We start from the raw sequence: 14,830 nt of genomic DNA on the forward strand, positions 1-14,830 counted from the left end.
CCATTATTATACGTTTATTTATACAAAAAAAACCCACTATAAAAAGCAGGTTTTGATCGGATAAATCACGTATTAGTAATACACCTTCGATAATGAATCTTGCTCTCTAACCCTTGGTCTCTAACCATTGTTATCATTAGATCCATCATTTGGCTTTTCCTCAAAACCTGTATTTTCTGCTGGGTTTTCGAAGCCACGGTCTTGACCAAAACCGCCACGCTCAAAGCCACGCTCCTGACTCTGACCAAAGCTACCACGCTCAAAACCACGATCTTGGCCTTGGCTAAAGCCGCCACGATTAAAACCACTGCGATTAGACGCAAAGCCGCGCTCTTCAAAGCCACCTGTGCTAGCAGGATTACTACCGCGTTCAAACCCACCACCTTGATAACCTGCTGGAGCAGCGCTTTGCGGTTGAGTGCTCGTACCTGTCGTTGTCGTACTGCTACGTGGATTACGTGCCGGCACGACGGTTGAGATAGCGTGTTTGTATACCATTTGACTGACAGTGTTTTTGAGCAATACCACGTACTGATCAAATGATTCAATCTGACCTTGCAGCTTGATACCATTGACCAAAAAAATAGAGACAGGAATGCGATCTTTGCGCAGCGAGTTCAAAAACGGATCTTGTAAAGTTTGTCCTTTTGACATGAGAGCTCTCCTAAATATTATTAATTATGTTTTAGTGCCAATTATTTTAAGTGTTAATTTAATTATAATGGCTAACGGCAGATACAATAATAAATTTTCTTTATAAAACGTATCTAAATAAACGCTACTTGTTCTTAAGTGATTCCACTTTATCGCGAATACATTATTATTGTAAATAATTAAGTAACTAGTTGTTTCATTAGTTATTTTTATCAACAAACGTCAATTAATATTGATTAAAAACACAGTTAGGCTAATATTACACCTACTATTTTGATGAATTTAAATTATAACAGCTATCTACGATATATTTTGATACTAATTGTCATTACTTTCTAATAGTTGCATAAAGCTTTTTGCAATACTATATTTTTAGTACGCAATACCATATTTATAAGGTATTCACTCGTACCAAATTTTGAAGCGCTGGTAGTTTTGCTATAACTGATGGCTCTAAGGCGTGGCGTGTCCTCATTTCCATCGATTAACCTCTAAATGGGCTAACAATGGCTAAATTTTGTCACCATTTTTAAAATAAGGACACGCCCTAGTATCATTGAGAGATTTAATATAAATAGTCTCTTGCCTGCGCCATGGTGGTGAATGCTTTTACCACCATATTGCGGTCTATAGAATAGCCTTTCTCGCTAGAGGTATCGGCTGCTATCGCCCCATCCATGCAAGTACTAGGCAATTGCATGACTTTGCGTAACCATGTGTACTGACGTTTTGCCAATTGTCTTGTCGCATATAATGCCTTATTTTGCATTTGCTGACAAGCAAGTGCCTCGGTCGCACCATCAGACAAGCTTGATTGAGCTGAAGACTGGAGCACTTCAAAAGCACTGTAAAATTGCGCTTTGTCTAGATTAGGCTGTTCAAATACTGGGTGATCGATGTGTACTAGGTATTCTAGTACTTGTCGATAACCAACGCAGCGCATGGACGGTAGATTTGGTGTTAAAGGATAGCGCTCCAGCAGACCAATGACCTCGGTCACCAACCCGTCATTCCACATGATATCTAAACGTTGCTCGATACGTGTATGCAACCATGGACGATCAGGCATGACTGTCAATGCGTGCCATTGCTGATTGGGATTATTTGCCAATGCCTGCTTGGGCTTGCGCTGCCAGTCACTGATAGGAATATCAGTTTGCAGATAAACTTCAACTGCTCGGGTAATACGCTGAGTATCAGTCGCATTAAGGCGCTCATGGCTGATCGGATCTATCTCACCTAAATAGTCGTAAAGCGCACTAATGCCTTTATCTTGCCGCCACTGCTCCACACGTGCGCGAACACTATCATCACTATCAGGTACTGGAGATAGCCCGTCTAGCAGCGCCATGTAATACATCATAGTACCGCCAACCAACAACGGTATTTTGCCATTCTCGTGACAGCTATCAATCAAACGGGCAACGTCATTCACAAATTCGGCGACGCTATAGCTCTGCATAGGATCGATAATATCAACCAAATGATGTGGATAACGCGCCAACTCAATAGCAGTTGGTTTTGCCGTACCGATATTCATATCACGATAAATCAGCGCTGAATCTACTGAAATTAGCTCATAACGCCCTGTATCATATAATTCATAAGCCAGTGCAGTCTTGCCACTTGCTGTCGGCGCCATCAAACACACCACGCTATTATCTGCTAAATTGGCGTTTAGGCGATAAGATGAGCTGTCAGATGAAAGTTGCATAGGCTTGCCTTTATTAATGATATTAGTAGCAATAAACTTGAGCGTTGTCATTGCTAAAATTTGCTTATTATATTTTTTGTCGTTATAGCTATCTTGACTCAGGCGCTGATAATAACATCAATGTTGCTAATTGATTACCATCTATCGCTTTAATCGCATGCTGAGTCAGTAACGCATCGATATCCGCCAAGAACACCATCAAATCTTGCTTTGACATCTGCATGCTCACGGCGGCAAGTTGCTGATTAATGTCATTTGCACTGTGCAACCATTGATCTTTTTTACCTGCCCTATTACTAAGTAAACTTGACTCAAATAATGAACGCATCTTTGATTGCCAATTCTCTGCACCGATCAATACACATTGGCTTTGATGATAAAATAACAACCAAGGCAGCGCTTTGTCCTCACTATATGTTGTACCAACAGATTCGGTTAATGCCTCATTTAAATGAGTAACAACGTCTAGGCAATAAGGCAAAGATGTCGAATGTATTGCGACATCGTTAGCGATATCTGTGGTGTTTTGACTTATTTTCTCAGAAACACTTGATACGTTTAAGGTTTGAGGCGAATACCTATTTTCTGACAACTGATAGGGTTGTTTGGGCGCTTTTACCTGATGGCTTTTGCTTGAATGAATGGTCGTTGATGTGTTTAGCATTACAGTAGCGAATGCATTATCGATAGACAGATTGCTATCTACTATCTGACTATTACCTAGTATTTGAATAGTATCATTAGCATTGGTAGATCTGATCGTCTCTGTAGTCACTACCGTCTTAAGTTTTGCCCGAATCGCATGGCTTACATGCGCCATAATATTATTGATCGGACTTATTTTAATACGCTGTTTAGATGGATGCACATTGATATTGAGCCACTGAGTGGGCAAATCAAAATAAAGCGCATAGCCAATACCCACCAACTGAGCAGTTTGAGCAAGTTGGCGTAGCTGATTGCTTATCAATGCTTCTTTGACCAGTCTGCCATTCACATAGATTAACTTTGGTAAGGTATCCTGCGAATCAGTGATAGGCCATAACCAACCATTAACGCTTGCTTGATCGCCAAAGCTATTATTAACATACTCTCTAGGTGACTGCATTAAACTGGTGAGGTCTATCGCTATTTCTAACGCCTTTTTGGTTAACGACAACCCAGTCGCTTGCTCAAGACGTGCCAATGGCAAAGGATTGACATTATTATTGCCATTAGCATTTGTAGAAACAGCACTTAAAGACTTTGAATTTGAAAGCCTTGTAGTTGAAGACATCGTACTTAAAGACATCGCACTTGAAGAAAGTGACAACCGTTTTTTATGGTCATGAAAGAGCGTCAGTGCCACATCTGCTCGCGCCAAAGCCACTTCGCGCACAATCGTTTCGATATGACTGAACTCCGTCGCAATAGATTTCAAATTGCCACGGCGTGCTGGTACGTTAAAATATAAATCTTTAACCGTAATGGTCGTACCACGATGATGCACAACTGGCATGAGCTTTGGCGCATCATCTAACACACCCGCGACTTGCAACTGGCGACCGATGCCACTGTCATCATGGCTACTGGTTAAAGTAAGCCGAGATACTGCCGCCGTCGCTGCTAATGCTTCCCCGCGAAAACCCAACGTCGTAATACCGTGTAAGTTAGCGACATCCGCGACTTTGCTAGTCGCATGACGGGTAATTGCCATGACCATATCATCGGGATGAATACCCACGCCATTGTCGACCACTTCAATCATACCCATGCCGCCTTGAGTAATATGTATCTCAATATTGGTCGCACCAGCGTCAATAGCATTTTCTAGCAGCTCTTTGACTACAGCTGCTGGGCGTGTCACTACCTCACCCGCTGCCAATTGATTAATAAGCAGCGGCGATAGTTTTTTGATGCGAGTATAAGAATGATTGTCTGGCATTTGCGGCATTAAGAGGTATCGTTGTTTTACGTGATGATAAATAGTACTGGCAGATATTGATGACTTATATTAAGGTCTGTTGAACATTCAAATATATAATTAAATCTTAATAGAGGATAAATCCAAGCCTTGCGCTTGTCCAGCCTTCGATAGCCGCAGCTCAACTTGACGAGACTCATTATCCTTATCAGTGCTAGTAGCTTGCGTCATATCAATAAACAAGGTGGGCGGCGGTAAATAGCTGTCCGCACGGCTTGCCCATTCGATGACAACCAACGCATTTGGCTCATCCAAATACTCATCAAAACCGATAAAAGACAGCTCTTCTGGGTCTTGCAGACGATACAAATCCGCGTGGTAAACTGGCTTGACTGAGCCGTCTTTTTGCTCGATGCTATAAGGCTCAACCAAAGTATAAGTTGGGCTTTTGACGGCACCTGCATGCCCGAGCGCCTGCAACCAATAGCGAGTCAGAGTCGTTTTACCTGCCCCTAAATCACCTGCCAACCAGACACTACCTGTCAAGGGTAAAGCTGCCAATTGCGCAGCCAAACGTTGAGTATCAGCTTCTGTATACAGTGTCAGCGTTTTAGTGTTTTTGTCCTCTGTTGTACTATTAGGCATCAGGCTTACCTGCCTGCACTTGCGTCTGTACCTGCATAGTCACCGTTGGGTTGATAAAGCTTTCACCGCGGATCAATTTGGCATATAGCTCAGGGTCGTGCCACTCGGCACTGACTTGATCGCTAAACTCAAACGCTTCTAGATGAAGCTTACCCATTTGCTCATTTGCCACATCATCAGCAAAGCACTGCGCGTAACCGGTAGCGGTTTCATGTGCAATCACCGAGTAAACGCTGACATCAGATTCACCGTTTTGCATTTGGGTTTGTTTTAAAATTTCTTGCGCCCAAAAGAATATCACGCGTGAAAATTGCTCTGCCGATGGCGATACTGGCAAGCTTATCCAGCGCGCACTGAATTTTTTACAGGCAGCGACATACTCAGGGTCGTCTTTATTCCAAAAACAAATCGCATGATCAAAGCTATCGATAATGTCCTTGATAGACGATTTTAATAAGCCAAAATCATAGACCATTTGCCCATGATCCAAGCGCTTAGCCTCAAGAATCAGCTCAATCTGATAACTATGACCATGGATAGAGTGTTTGCAGCGCTCAGAGCTACAATTACGCACAATATGTGCATTTTCAAATTTAAAAAGTTTACGGATACGCATAACAATCAACCAAAACAGTAAGCATTTTTATGCTAAATATGAATATATTAAAAGTTTGCCGCGACGACTTATCGGCTTGTCGCTTATTATAGCAAATCATGATGACTCCGTAAGTAAGCACTTATTAATAGCAGTATTGACTAAATAAATCCATGGCATCGAAAATCTACTTATAAAACCCATTTATCAAACAGAGTTTTGAGAAGTAGCATCAAACAAGGGATGAATACAGGATTGACTCGAATCGTAGGTGAATTGTGCTAGCGCTATCTATTGCGATACCTTAAGCATATACTCATTGCAGTACGCACTATTTGCGTCATCGGCATTAATCTAACCTTCAAGCTATTTACACTGGCTTAAAAGGTATTACGGCTTATCTCAAGAGGAAAAAACTATGAGTAAAGGTCAAGACAGTAAAAAGAACGTAAAAAAGAAACCGCTATTAACGGCAAAAGAGAAAAAAGCCGCCAAACAATCTAAGAAAGACGACAACGGCAGTATCTTAGGTAAACATTAATATTTAGTGCATCATTGTGCCATTTAAAAAATGCCAATCGAACCTCACGGTTTGATTGGCATTTTTTATACTAGGTGCGGTCTTTATGCTAAGCACCGCGCGGCGCAAACATAATAATTGCCATGCCTAATAACGCAACCGCAGAACCTACTATATCCCACGTGGTCGGTCTGATACCGTTCACCGCCCACAACCATAAAATAGCCATCGAAATATACACGCCGCCATAAGCCGCGTAGACTCTACCAGCTGCGGCAGGATGTAAAGACAACAGCCAAACGAAAGCGACCAAACTTAGTACGCCAGGGACAAGCAGCCAAATAGACTTACCTTCTCGCAACCATAGATAAGGCAAATAGCAGCCCGCTATCTCTGCTAATGCGGTCAGCGCAAACAGTCCAACGGTTTTTAATTCAGTCAAAACCATCTACTCCTAAACGGTGATAAATCCTGTCATATACTGTACGGCATTGCCAGAAATCATTACTCTGTCACCTGCGACGACACAGTCTAGAACCCCGCCGCGACGTGATGCTTGATAAGCGACCAAGTGATTTTTACCCAAACGCTCCGCCCATAATGGAGCTAAAGCAGTATGAGCTGAACCCGTCACTGGGTCTTCATCGCCACCATTGGCTGGCCAAAAATAACGTGAAATAAAATCATAGTTTTTGTAGCCAGCAGACTTAGCCTGACAAGTCACCACCACATCTAAAGGCGCAAGCTGTTTTAGCTGCTCGTTATCACGCGCTACTGTTAATACGTCGGACTCAGCATTATAAATCACAAAATAGGCTTGAGTATTTTTATAGACTTCAACGGGTGCAATAGATAGTCCTGCAAGCAAGCTATCAGGGATATTGTCAACTTTCTTAGGATTAGTATTAGGAAAATCCATTTGTATTTTGCCAGTTTCTGTCTGTACGATGGTCAATATACCAACCGCTTTGGCGGAAAATTTAATGGTTTCTATACTAGGATTTTTGTTAAATAACACAAAGGCTGACGCCAAGGTTGCATGACCGCAAAAAGCAATCTCAGTCAATGGTGAAAACCAGCGGATATGATAAATGCCTTTATCATCAAGAACCATAAAAGCTGTCTCGGATAAGTTGTTTTCAAAAGCAATAGACTGCATTAAATTATCAGAAAGCCAATCTTCTGTAATAACGACTGCCGCTGAATTGCCTTTGAAAACGGTATCCGTAAAAGCATCGATGACATTTATTTCTAGTTGCATTTTATGTTCTCGCTTTATTTTTATATATCTATGGTTTTATAGCTTTATGAATTTTATGGTGTTACTGGCAATATCAATCAACAATAAATAGCTTAGCGCCTATCTTCGTTGACGAACGATGGGCAATCGTACTGTCCGCCACTTGATAAGTCATGCCCGCTGTTAAGGTGAAAGTACGACCATCTTTTAGTTCGGTGTTCAGCTCGCCCTCAACACAGAATAAAATATGTCCTTTATCGCACCAGTGATCGGCAAGGTAGCCTGCGGAGTATTCAACCATATGCACATTGATATTGTTAAATTCGCAAGTCTTCCAATACCCCGTGCCCGTTTCACCTTTGTTTTCTACCGCTTCTACTGTCGTCCAATCGGTAATAGCAAAAGGTATATTTTTCATTTCCATAACGTCATCTCCCTGATTTTATTGTTCATTTATTTATCATCAAATCTTTACTTATTACACCTTAAATCCAGCGCCGCACTTTATTTAGATAATCTTGATAAGTTTTGCCAAATTTCTGTGCCATCATCCGCTCTTCTGGCTGGATTTGAAAGCGCGTCATGTAAAGTATAAAAATAGGCAATAATACAAACGCCAGAAAGTGAGAAAGATAGAATGCCCAGCCTAATAATATAAGCACCAAACCCACATACATCGGATTGCGGCTATACTGATATACGCCGCTGGTCACTAAACTAGAGACCTTCTCTAACGCTTGCGGATTGGGTGTGGTCTGAGCGATTCTAAATTGAGTCACCCCCATGATACCTAAGCTCAGACCCACCACACCCAAAGCGACTGCCAGTACAGTTGAGCCGTTGAGTGAGAACGTCAAAGCAGGAACCATTTTAGAGACGCCATACATAGCAGCGGCGGTAATAATCACTTGGGCGACTGGAGGGACTTTAAGTGCTAGAGCGTTCATGATTAGACCTCATAGAGCGTTAAATGAAAAACCTTAACAGTGAGTGCTCATTATACCTGCTCACTATTTTCGTTTTAATTTTTACTTTTAGCCCTTTATTATTTAAACTGTCAAAAAATAATTATTCTTACCTTTTAGATGTCGCCATCCTTTATTTTTATTCTTTGCTCTCTAACCATATCACTGTATTTATACGGTTAACTGGGATTGTTATTTATCAAAATAACGCCATTTATGTAAAGTAAAAACATATATAAAAATATAATACCTCATAGAGTATTATGTCTTAAAGTTGTATTTAAATTTAAATGAGGAAACTGGCATCATGATGCGTATCGGATTGTTCTTATTAACCAACTTAGCGGTGATTGTGGTATTTAGCATCGTGTTTGGTATTTTATCCAGATTTTTTGGAATTGGCGGCGTACATGGTGCGGGCGGGTTAAATTACACCAGTCTTGCCATTATGTGCGGCGTATACGGCATGGTTGGTTCGATGGTATCACTATTTATCTCGAAGTGGATGGCCAAAAGATCAACGGGAACGGTGGTTATTGAAACGCCAAGCAATGCCACTGAAAAATGGCTTGTAGATACGGTCGCTAGACAAGCGCGAGCGGTAAATATTGGCATGCCAGAAGTAGGAATTTTTAATAATTCTCAGCCAAATGCGTTTGCCACAGGCTGGAATAAAAACAAAGCGTTGGTCGCTGTTTCATCTGGCTTACTGCAAAGCATGACACCCGATGAAGTAGAAGCGGTATTGGCGCATGAAATTGGTCACGTAGCAAACGGTGATATGCTCACCCTTGCGCTCATTCAAGGCGTAGTAAACGCCTTTGTGATGTTCTTTGCGCGTATCATTGGTAGCTTCGTCGATCGGACGGTGTTTAAAAACACCAGTGATAGCCCAGGTATTGGTTACTTCATCACGAGTATTGTGATGGATATTTTACTTGGATTTTTGGCGTCTGCCATCGTTATGTGGTTCTCGCGTCTACGCGAATTCCGTGCGGATCAGATGGGTGCAAAGCTTGCTAGCCGCGAAAAAATGATTAGTGCGCTTGATGCTTTACGTCCTTCTGAGCAGCGTCCAGATCGAATGCCTGAGAGCATGAAAGCATTTGCTATTTCATCAGGACAGTCTACGGGCTTTAGTATCGCGAACCTCTTCCGCTCACATCCAACGCTTGATGACCGTATTGCGGCGTTGAGAAATTATAATCCTAGTGAGGGGTAATGACAGGATCAACTCCCCTACCTCCTCTTAAAATTAACGTAAAAACTCAGACATAAAAAAAGCCTATCTATAAAAGATAGGCTTTTTTGTTGGATGAAATTACTGATTAAATATCAAACGCTAACGCTCTGTCGCCTTCGCTATCTTTGATACGCGTTGGCAAACCAATCTTATTCAATAGATTGATAAATGGCTTGGCATCCAGCTCTTCGACGTTGACCATCTTGCCAGCATCCCACTCACCTGCTGCGACCAGAATCGCCGCAGCGACGGGTGGCACACCTGCGGTATAAGAAATACCTTGGCTACCGACTTCGTTATAAGCGTCTTTATGATCTGAGATATTGTAAATAAATACCTCGCTATCGACACCATTGATCTTGCCTTTGACTTTGTCACCGATGCAGGTCTTGCCTGTGTAGTTTGGCGCAAGTGAACTTGGGTCTGGTAGAACCGCTTTGACCACTTTTAACGGAATTACTTCTTGCCCTTCAGCAGTCATCACCGGCTGCTCAGAGAGTAGACCCAAACTTTGTAGCACAGTGAATACATTAATATAATGCTCACCAAAGCCCATCCAAAAACGGATATTTGGTACGTCTAAATTGGCGGATAATGAATGCACTTCATCATGACCACTTAAGTAGCTGTTTTGCACGCCAACCACTGGTAAATCGTCAGTACGCTTCACTTCGAACATTTTATTAGACTGCCACTTGCTGTCCTGCCAAGAGTAAACCGTACCGGTAAATTCACGGAAGTTAATCTCAGGATCGAAGTTAGTAGCGAAGTATTTACCGTGGCTGCCAGCATTGATATCAATGATATCGATATCCGTCACCGAACCTGCATCCATCATGTCATAGCCAAGACGCGCATAGGCGTTGACCATACCGGGGTCAAATCCTGCCCCTAAAATCGCCGTGACATTATTGTCCGCACAGCGCTGTTTGCGCTGCCATTCGTAATTGTCATACCATGGCGGCGTCTCACAAATCTTGCGTGGATCTTCGTGAATGGCGGTATCGATATAAGCAACACCTGTCTCGATACAAGCTTCCAATACCGTCATATTGATAAATGCCGAACCGACATTGATGACGATTTGGATACCCGACTCTTGAATCAGCTGTATCAGCGCCTGAGTATCCATAGCATCCACTTGGTGCGTATGCAATACTGCAGGCTGCTTGAAGCTATTCTTATCTTTCACGCTTTGGGCGATGGCATCACATTTATCTTGCGTGCGCGAGGCAATATGAATCTCGCCAAGGATATCGTTATGCATCGCACATTTATGCGCGACCACTTGAGCGACACCGCCGGCTCCGATGATGAGTACGTCTTTTTTGCTAGATTTGGCTTGTTGGTTTGTGTTCAATGACCAATCCTCCTTTGTGTCTCTGTCGATACCATCGATAGTGGCGAGTCAAAACAGAAACGAGTGAATGATATGCGTGAATTAAAAAGGAAGACCGAGGAAAACCCACGCACCCGTCGGGCAAAGCACCATTTGATTGTTGGCTTTTGCCCGTGGCGATTATAACAATTTTTATGAAGTCATCGGTAAAAATAATGTATAAAAAACAGACGAGTTGAAGTCATCTAAAAACGAACTTAAGTCTTTATTTTGTAAAATTTAAATCAATTAATCAACACAACTAAATTAAGATAAGCTGGCTTTGTAATCTTGATAATCAAATTCGCGCTGCAAATCTATACTGCCATCTAGACGACGAATCACAATCGCCGGCATATTAACACCATTGAACCAGTTCTTTTTCACCATGGTATAACCTGCGGCATTACCAAAGGTTACGGTATCACCTATTTTTAGGTTATTTGGCAAGGCATACTCACCAAAAATATCGCCCGCCAAACAAGAACGACCATAAATAATCGTATTATCAGCTGACTTAGCGCTCTCGCTGATGGGTGCGATATTGGTAGGGTCGATATCAAGAGAGGCAATATTCATTAAATCACTATTCACAGCCGCTATCGGCGCTGACTCACGGTAAATTAACAAATCAAGCATGTGCGCTTCAATAGATGAATCTACTACAGCGAGATTTTTTTCATTGTGCATAGTATCTAAGACGGTCGTGACCAATGACCCAGCACCATGGATACTTGCCTCACCTGGTTCAAGATAAACTTGCACAGCATATTTTTCACTAAAGCCTTTTAACCTGTCAGCCAGTTTTTCTAGCGGATAATCAGGCGCGATAAAATGAATGCCACCGCCCAAGCTCACCCACTCAAGCTGCGCCAACACTTCGCCAAATCTATCTTCGATATCGGCTAAGCTTGCGCTAAATGCCTCAAAGCTGTCATTTTCGCAGTTGTTATGAATCATTACCCCAGTAATGTCATCAAGTACCGCTGCAATCTTGTTTTTATCATGTTCACCCAAACGGCTAAAAGGACGCGCAGGATCAGCGATTATAAACGATGAATTACTGGTCTTAGGGTTTAAGCGCAGTCCCACTGGTATATTTTTTGCCGCCGCTTGACCTTTAAAAGCATTTAACTGTGAGATAGAGTTAAAGATAATCTTGTCAGCATAGCTCAATACTTCATCGATCTCATCAGCGCTATAGGCGACGCTGTAAGCATGAGTTTCTTTTTTATTATCACTGTCTCTACCTTTACCAAAAGTCTCGTAGCCCAAACGCACTTCATTGAGTGACGATGACGTTGTGCCGTGCAAATAAGGCTGCATCACATCAAACACGCCCCAAGTGGCAAAGCATTTGAGCGCCAATAATGCTTTAGCGCCTGATAGCTCACACAGCCGCGAGATAATCTGCATATTGGCCACGATTGCCGCTTCATCGAGCAAATAATAAGGCGTGGGCGGTAGAGATGATTGGGTAGTGTTTAGCGAAGTTTTTGCATTCATAAGAGGTTACCTAATAGCTGCTGTTGGCATCATGACAGACATAAATATTTGCGCTATAGTAGACTAAATTCATCATAATTAGAATATCTTATGTCACTATCAACCGATTATTCCACTGCTACTAGCCAAGCTTATTCATCGCAGCTCGACCCAAAAAATATTCATTTAGAACATCTTGATGCTAATGCGCGTACAGTACTGGAGTTTTGGTTCGACAACGACAATGAGCAATATTGGTTTGCGCAAAATGATGCTTTTGATAAGCAAATAAAAGACAAGTTTGCTGATATTTGGCAAGCTGCCAAGCAAGGTGAATGCGTGACATGGCGTAGCGCAAACGCGCCAACCGATAGCAATAGCTCCATCACGGCGTTGGCAGGCAGACTAGCAGAAATTATTGTCTTAGATCAGTTTTCGCGTAATTTATGTCGCGGGCAAGCAGGTGCTTTTGCACAAGATAGTATGGCTATCGCATTGGCACAAGAGGCTATTGGACAACCACACTTTGATACATTACCGACTGAATGGCGCAAGTTTATCATCATGCCATTTATGCATTCTGAATCATTGATGATCCATAAGCGCTACTTACCATTGTTTGAAAAATTACATGATGACAATACGCTGGATTTCGAACATCGTCATAAAGATATCATTGAGCAATTCGGTCGCTATCCGCATCGCAATGACATTTTAGATCGTGAGTCAACGGATGAAGAAGAAGCCTTCTTGCAACAACCGAACTCGTCGTTTTAGCGCTTATATATTTATATGGTTTATTGCAATATGATTTATTCCAATATAGTTACTTCAACTCAAAAGAAGTGTGAAGTACAAGGCAACCAAGTATAGGCATATACACTATTTCAAGCGAGATGAACACTGAACTTTTTTATAGTGCAATGGCTTGATTTTACTTACTCTTTAGATACTTTCGTTCAGATTGGTGTTTCTATTCAGATTAAGAACACATCTTAGTTCACCTAATTATTAGTTCACTATCCCTGTCGTAAAGGTAAAGCTCTCACGCTCTATAGTTTTATTATCCACTAAAATATCAAAGCTGACACGGTAGTCACTGTTGCCATGTAAACCACAGTTTTTGTCTTTTTTACTGGCAATCTGGCAGCTTTTTAAATTATCAGTGATTGGTAATATAAAAGCTTCGTTTGCTGGTAGTGCATTTGCCGTATTTTTATAGGGATCTTGGCGATAGTCTAGCAGCTCAATCGGTACATCGATATTTCGCTGGATATCATGGAATGTCACATTGCTGATATCAATCGTTCGAGCAGATGGCATATTGATATAAATGGGTTGCCCGATAGGATCCACTCGCAAGTCACGCCCTGTATGCTTGACAGGATCTGGCGTCTCATTATATAGCGCGGTTACTGTATCCGTCACGCCTTCACATGGATAAGTAAATACGCCTTTAATCGTATTATCTTTAGTCGCTTGGGTCGCTGCTGCATGGTTGACCAATACATAACCTTGGTTATTCGCCGCCTCTTTATTGTATGGCTTATAGACAACCACGCCAGTACCCGTGACGCTTGCACTAGGCATCATTAATGAACGCAAATGGTAAGGTGCTGCCAGCAGGGACTTTGCCATCGAGCCTGCCACAACATCTGAGCGAATAAGATTGCCTGCTGAACTATAGTAGATAGATTGGGCGATATTCTCAGTCACACCATATCGTACATTTGGGTAATTTGCATTTGATAAGCGATCGGTAAAACTGAGCCCACCAAAAAATGGATTATTGCTACTGGTAACGCCCGAAATATCTGCAATCTTATTTTCGTAATGCGCACTGAATACGGTTGGTGAGCTATTGGCAAAGACGTATTTAATATAATTTGCATGTTTAATGGCAACACCATCAAGCGCGGTATCAACAGATAAACCGCTTAGACCACAGCTGGTACGCGCCAAACTGAACTTATTGTTGGCAATTAATGCAGCCTTTACCTCATTAGTAGCAGTAGTACTATCAGGTTGGTCGTCAACATTATCGCTTGAATTATCATTGGGCTGATCGTTTGGCTCGATAGCAGGTGAGTTCGGGCTTGGCGCATTGGTATTAGAGCTGCTATCAGAGCCACCACCGCCCCCACCACAAGCCGTTATAAATACTGTCAAAAAAAGCACTGCAGCAAGATTTTTCTGTGGCGTACTGATTGGTAGCGTACTGAGCGTCATTTTTTATCCTATAGAATAATAGCGCGTATATAAGTCAATAAATTCCAGCGTTAAGTATGTGGACATAAACTAAGTAGACTTAAGCTGCTAGGGCGTGTTGAACATTCACAAATAGGCACTGCTGATGGTTAAAATTGTTCCAGACAAGGCGCAAGTCGACGATAATGTTAATACCTTAGCTAGAATTGCAACGCCCTGCTTGTAAATAGCTGGGGGCAATTTTAGTATCAGCTCCAATATTAACAGAAGGGGACAGAAC

15 protein-coding genes are annotated in these 14,830 nt (G+C 42.0%); 3 read left to right on the forward strand and 12 right to left on the reverse strand.

Going from position 1 to position 14,830, the window contains the following annotated elements; all coding sequences use genetic code 11:
* Positions 1-120: 120 nt before the first annotated feature.
* From hfq to JMX82_RS04890, 5 genes are all read right to left on the reverse strand, one after another.
* On the reverse strand, positions 121-654 hold the full coding sequence (hfq, locus tag JMX82_RS04870) for an RNA chaperone Hfq (protein WP_193008159.1): 534 nt from the start codon (positions 652-654) through the stop codon (positions 121-123).
* Between the two features lie 565 nt (positions 655-1,219).
* Positions 1,220-2,368, reverse strand: coding sequence for a tRNA (adenosine(37)-N6)-dimethylallyltransferase MiaA (gene miaA / locus JMX82_RS04875; protein ID WP_201539690.1), 1,149 nt, complete (start codon positions 2,366-2,368; stop codon positions 1,220-1,222).
* Between the two features lie 88 nt (positions 2,369-2,456).
* On the reverse strand, positions 2,457-4,301 hold the full coding sequence (gene mutL, locus JMX82_RS04880) for a DNA mismatch repair endonuclease MutL (RefSeq protein ID WP_227676337.1): 1,845 nt from the start codon (positions 4,299-4,301) through the stop codon (positions 2,457-2,459).
* 90 nt (positions 4,302-4,391) lie between these two features.
* Positions 4,392-4,916, reverse strand: coding sequence for a tRNA (adenosine(37)-N6)-threonylcarbamoyltransferase complex ATPase subunit type 1 TsaE (gene tsaE / locus JMX82_RS04885; protein ID WP_201539691.1), 525 nt, complete (start codon positions 4,914-4,916; stop codon positions 4,392-4,394).
* On the reverse strand, positions 4,909-5,532 hold the full coding sequence (locus JMX82_RS04890) for a 6-pyruvoyl trahydropterin synthase family protein (RefSeq protein WP_055124932.1): 624 nt from the start codon (positions 5,530-5,532) through the stop codon (positions 4,909-4,911). The genes tsaE and JMX82_RS04890 overlap by 8 nt, the downstream gene beginning before the upstream one ends.
* Positions 5,533-5,929: 397 nt before the next feature.
* Here JMX82_RS04890 and JMX82_RS14345 point away from each other — a divergent pair, with 397 nt between their 5' ends.
* On the forward strand, positions 5,930-6,052 hold the full coding sequence (locus JMX82_RS14345; RefSeq protein ID WP_020443648.1) for a hypothetical protein: 123 nt from the start codon (positions 5,930-5,932) through the stop codon (positions 6,050-6,052).
* A gap of 88 nt (positions 6,053-6,140) precedes the next feature.
* On the opposite strand, the gene JMX82_RS04895 is transcribed toward JMX82_RS14345, so the two are convergent.
* The 4 genes from JMX82_RS04895 to JMX82_RS04910 all read right to left on the reverse strand — a co-directional run bounded on the left by JMX82_RS04895 (position 6,141) and on the right by JMX82_RS04910 (position 8,218).
* A complete protein-coding gene (locus JMX82_RS04895) occupies positions 6,141-6,473 on the reverse strand; it encodes a YnfA family protein (protein ID WP_201539692.1) in 333 nt (110 codons plus the stop codon).
* Between the two features lie 12 nt (positions 6,474-6,485).
* Positions 6,486-7,292 (reverse strand): PhzF family phenazine biosynthesis protein, encoded by an 807-nt coding sequence (locus JMX82_RS04900; RefSeq protein WP_201539693.1) that lies wholly within the window; start codon positions 7,290-7,292, stop codon positions 6,486-6,488.
* Positions 7,293-7,365: 73 nt separating this feature from the next.
* Complete coding sequence (locus tag JMX82_RS04905) at positions 7,366-7,695, reverse strand: DHCW motif cupin fold protein (protein ID WP_201539694.1); 330 nt, start codon at positions 7,693-7,695, stop codon at positions 7,366-7,368.
* Between the two features lie 61 nt (positions 7,696-7,756).
* Positions 7,757-8,218 carry a methyltransferase family protein gene (locus tag JMX82_RS04910; RefSeq protein ID WP_201539695.1) on the reverse strand — a complete coding sequence of 154 codons (462 nt, stop codon included), beginning with the start codon at positions 8,216-8,218 and terminating at the stop codon, positions 7,757-7,759.
* A gap of 325 nt (positions 8,219-8,543) precedes the next feature.
* Here JMX82_RS04910 and htpX point away from each other — a divergent pair, with 325 nt between their 5' ends.
* On the forward strand, positions 8,544-9,458 hold the full coding sequence (gene htpX, locus JMX82_RS04915; RefSeq protein ID WP_201539696.1) for a protease HtpX: 915 nt from the start codon (positions 8,544-8,546) through the stop codon (positions 9,456-9,458).
* Positions 9,459-9,564: 106 nt separating this feature from the next.
* Here the strand turns inward: htpX and JMX82_RS04920 are convergent, their stop codons facing one another.
* Positions 9,565-10,839, reverse strand: coding sequence for a saccharopine dehydrogenase family protein (locus JMX82_RS04920; RefSeq protein WP_201539697.1), 1,275 nt, complete (start codon positions 10,837-10,839; stop codon positions 9,565-9,567).
* 285 nt (positions 10,840-11,124) lie between these two features.
* Positions 11,125-12,363 carry a carboxynorspermidine decarboxylase gene (locus tag JMX82_RS04925; RefSeq protein WP_201539698.1) on the reverse strand — a complete coding sequence of 413 codons (1,239 nt, stop codon included), beginning with the start codon at positions 12,361-12,363 and terminating at the stop codon, positions 11,125-11,127.
* A 90-nt stretch (positions 12,364-12,453) separates the two neighbouring features.
* On the opposite strand from JMX82_RS04925, the gene JMX82_RS04930 reads away from it, so the two are divergent.
* Positions 12,454-13,119, forward strand: a complete 666-nt coding sequence (locus JMX82_RS04930; protein ID WP_201539699.1) for a DUF924 family protein — start codon at positions 12,454-12,456, stop codon at positions 13,117-13,119.
* Positions 13,120-13,353: 234 nt separating this feature from the next.
* Here JMX82_RS04930 and JMX82_RS04935 read toward each other — a convergent pair whose 3' ends face one another.
* Positions 13,354-14,571: a CAP domain-containing protein gene (locus JMX82_RS04935; protein ID WP_201539700.1), complete on the reverse strand. Its 1,218-nt coding sequence runs from the start codon at positions 14,569-14,571 to the stop codon at positions 13,354-13,356.
* Positions 14,572-14,830 lie beyond the last annotated feature (259 nt).

Origin of the sequence: Psychrobacter sp. 1044 (assembly GCF_904846525.1) — a bacterium.
Taxonomy (GTDB): Bacteria; Pseudomonadota; Gammaproteobacteria; order Pseudomonadales; family Moraxellaceae; genus Psychrobacter.

Bases quoted from the DNA above. Each gene is read 5' to 3' on its own strand.
- hfq (WP_193008159.1), bottom strand. From the start codon at position 654: ATGTCAAAAGGACAAACTTTACAAGATCCGTTTTTGAACTCGCTGCGC.
- miaA (WP_201539690.1), bottom strand. From the start codon at position 2,368: ATGCAACTTTCATCTGACAGCTCATCTTATCGCCTAAACGCCAATTTA.
- mutL (WP_227676337.1), bottom strand. From the start codon at position 4,301: ATGCCGCAAATGCCAGACAATCATTCTTATACTCGCATCAAAAAACTA.
- tsaE (WP_201539691.1), bottom strand. From the start codon at position 4,916: ATGCCTAATAGTACAACAGAGGACAAAAACACTAAAACGCTGACACTG.
- JMX82_RS04890 (WP_055124932.1), bottom strand. From the start codon at position 5,532: ATGCGTATCCGTAAACTTTTTAAATTTGAAAATGCACATATTGTGCGT.
- JMX82_RS14345 (WP_020443648.1), top strand. From the start codon at position 5,930: ATGAGTAAAGGTCAAGACAGTAAAAAGAACGTAAAAAAGAAACCGCTA.
- JMX82_RS04900 (WP_201539693.1), bottom strand. From the start codon at position 7,292: ATGCAACTAGAAATAAATGTCATCGATGCTTTTACGGATACCGTTTTC.
- JMX82_RS04905 (WP_201539694.1), bottom strand. From the start codon at position 7,695: ATGGAAATGAAAAATATACCTTTTGCTATTACCGATTGGACGACAGTA.
- JMX82_RS04910 (WP_201539695.1), bottom strand. From the start codon at position 8,218: ATGAACGCTCTAGCACTTAAAGTCCCTCCAGTCGCCCAAGTGATTATT.
- htpX (WP_201539696.1), top strand. From the start codon at position 8,544: ATGATGCGTATCGGATTGTTCTTATTAACCAACTTAGCGGTGATTGTG.
- JMX82_RS04925 (WP_201539698.1), bottom strand. From the start codon at position 12,363: ATGAATGCAAAAACTTCGCTAAACACTACCCAATCATCTCTACCGCCC.
- JMX82_RS04930 (WP_201539699.1), top strand. From the start codon at position 12,454: ATGTCACTATCAACCGATTATTCCACTGCTACTAGCCAAGCTTATTCA.
- JMX82_RS04935 (WP_201539700.1), bottom strand. From the start codon at position 14,571: ATGACGCTCAGTACGCTACCAATCAGTACGCCACAGAAAAATCTTGCT.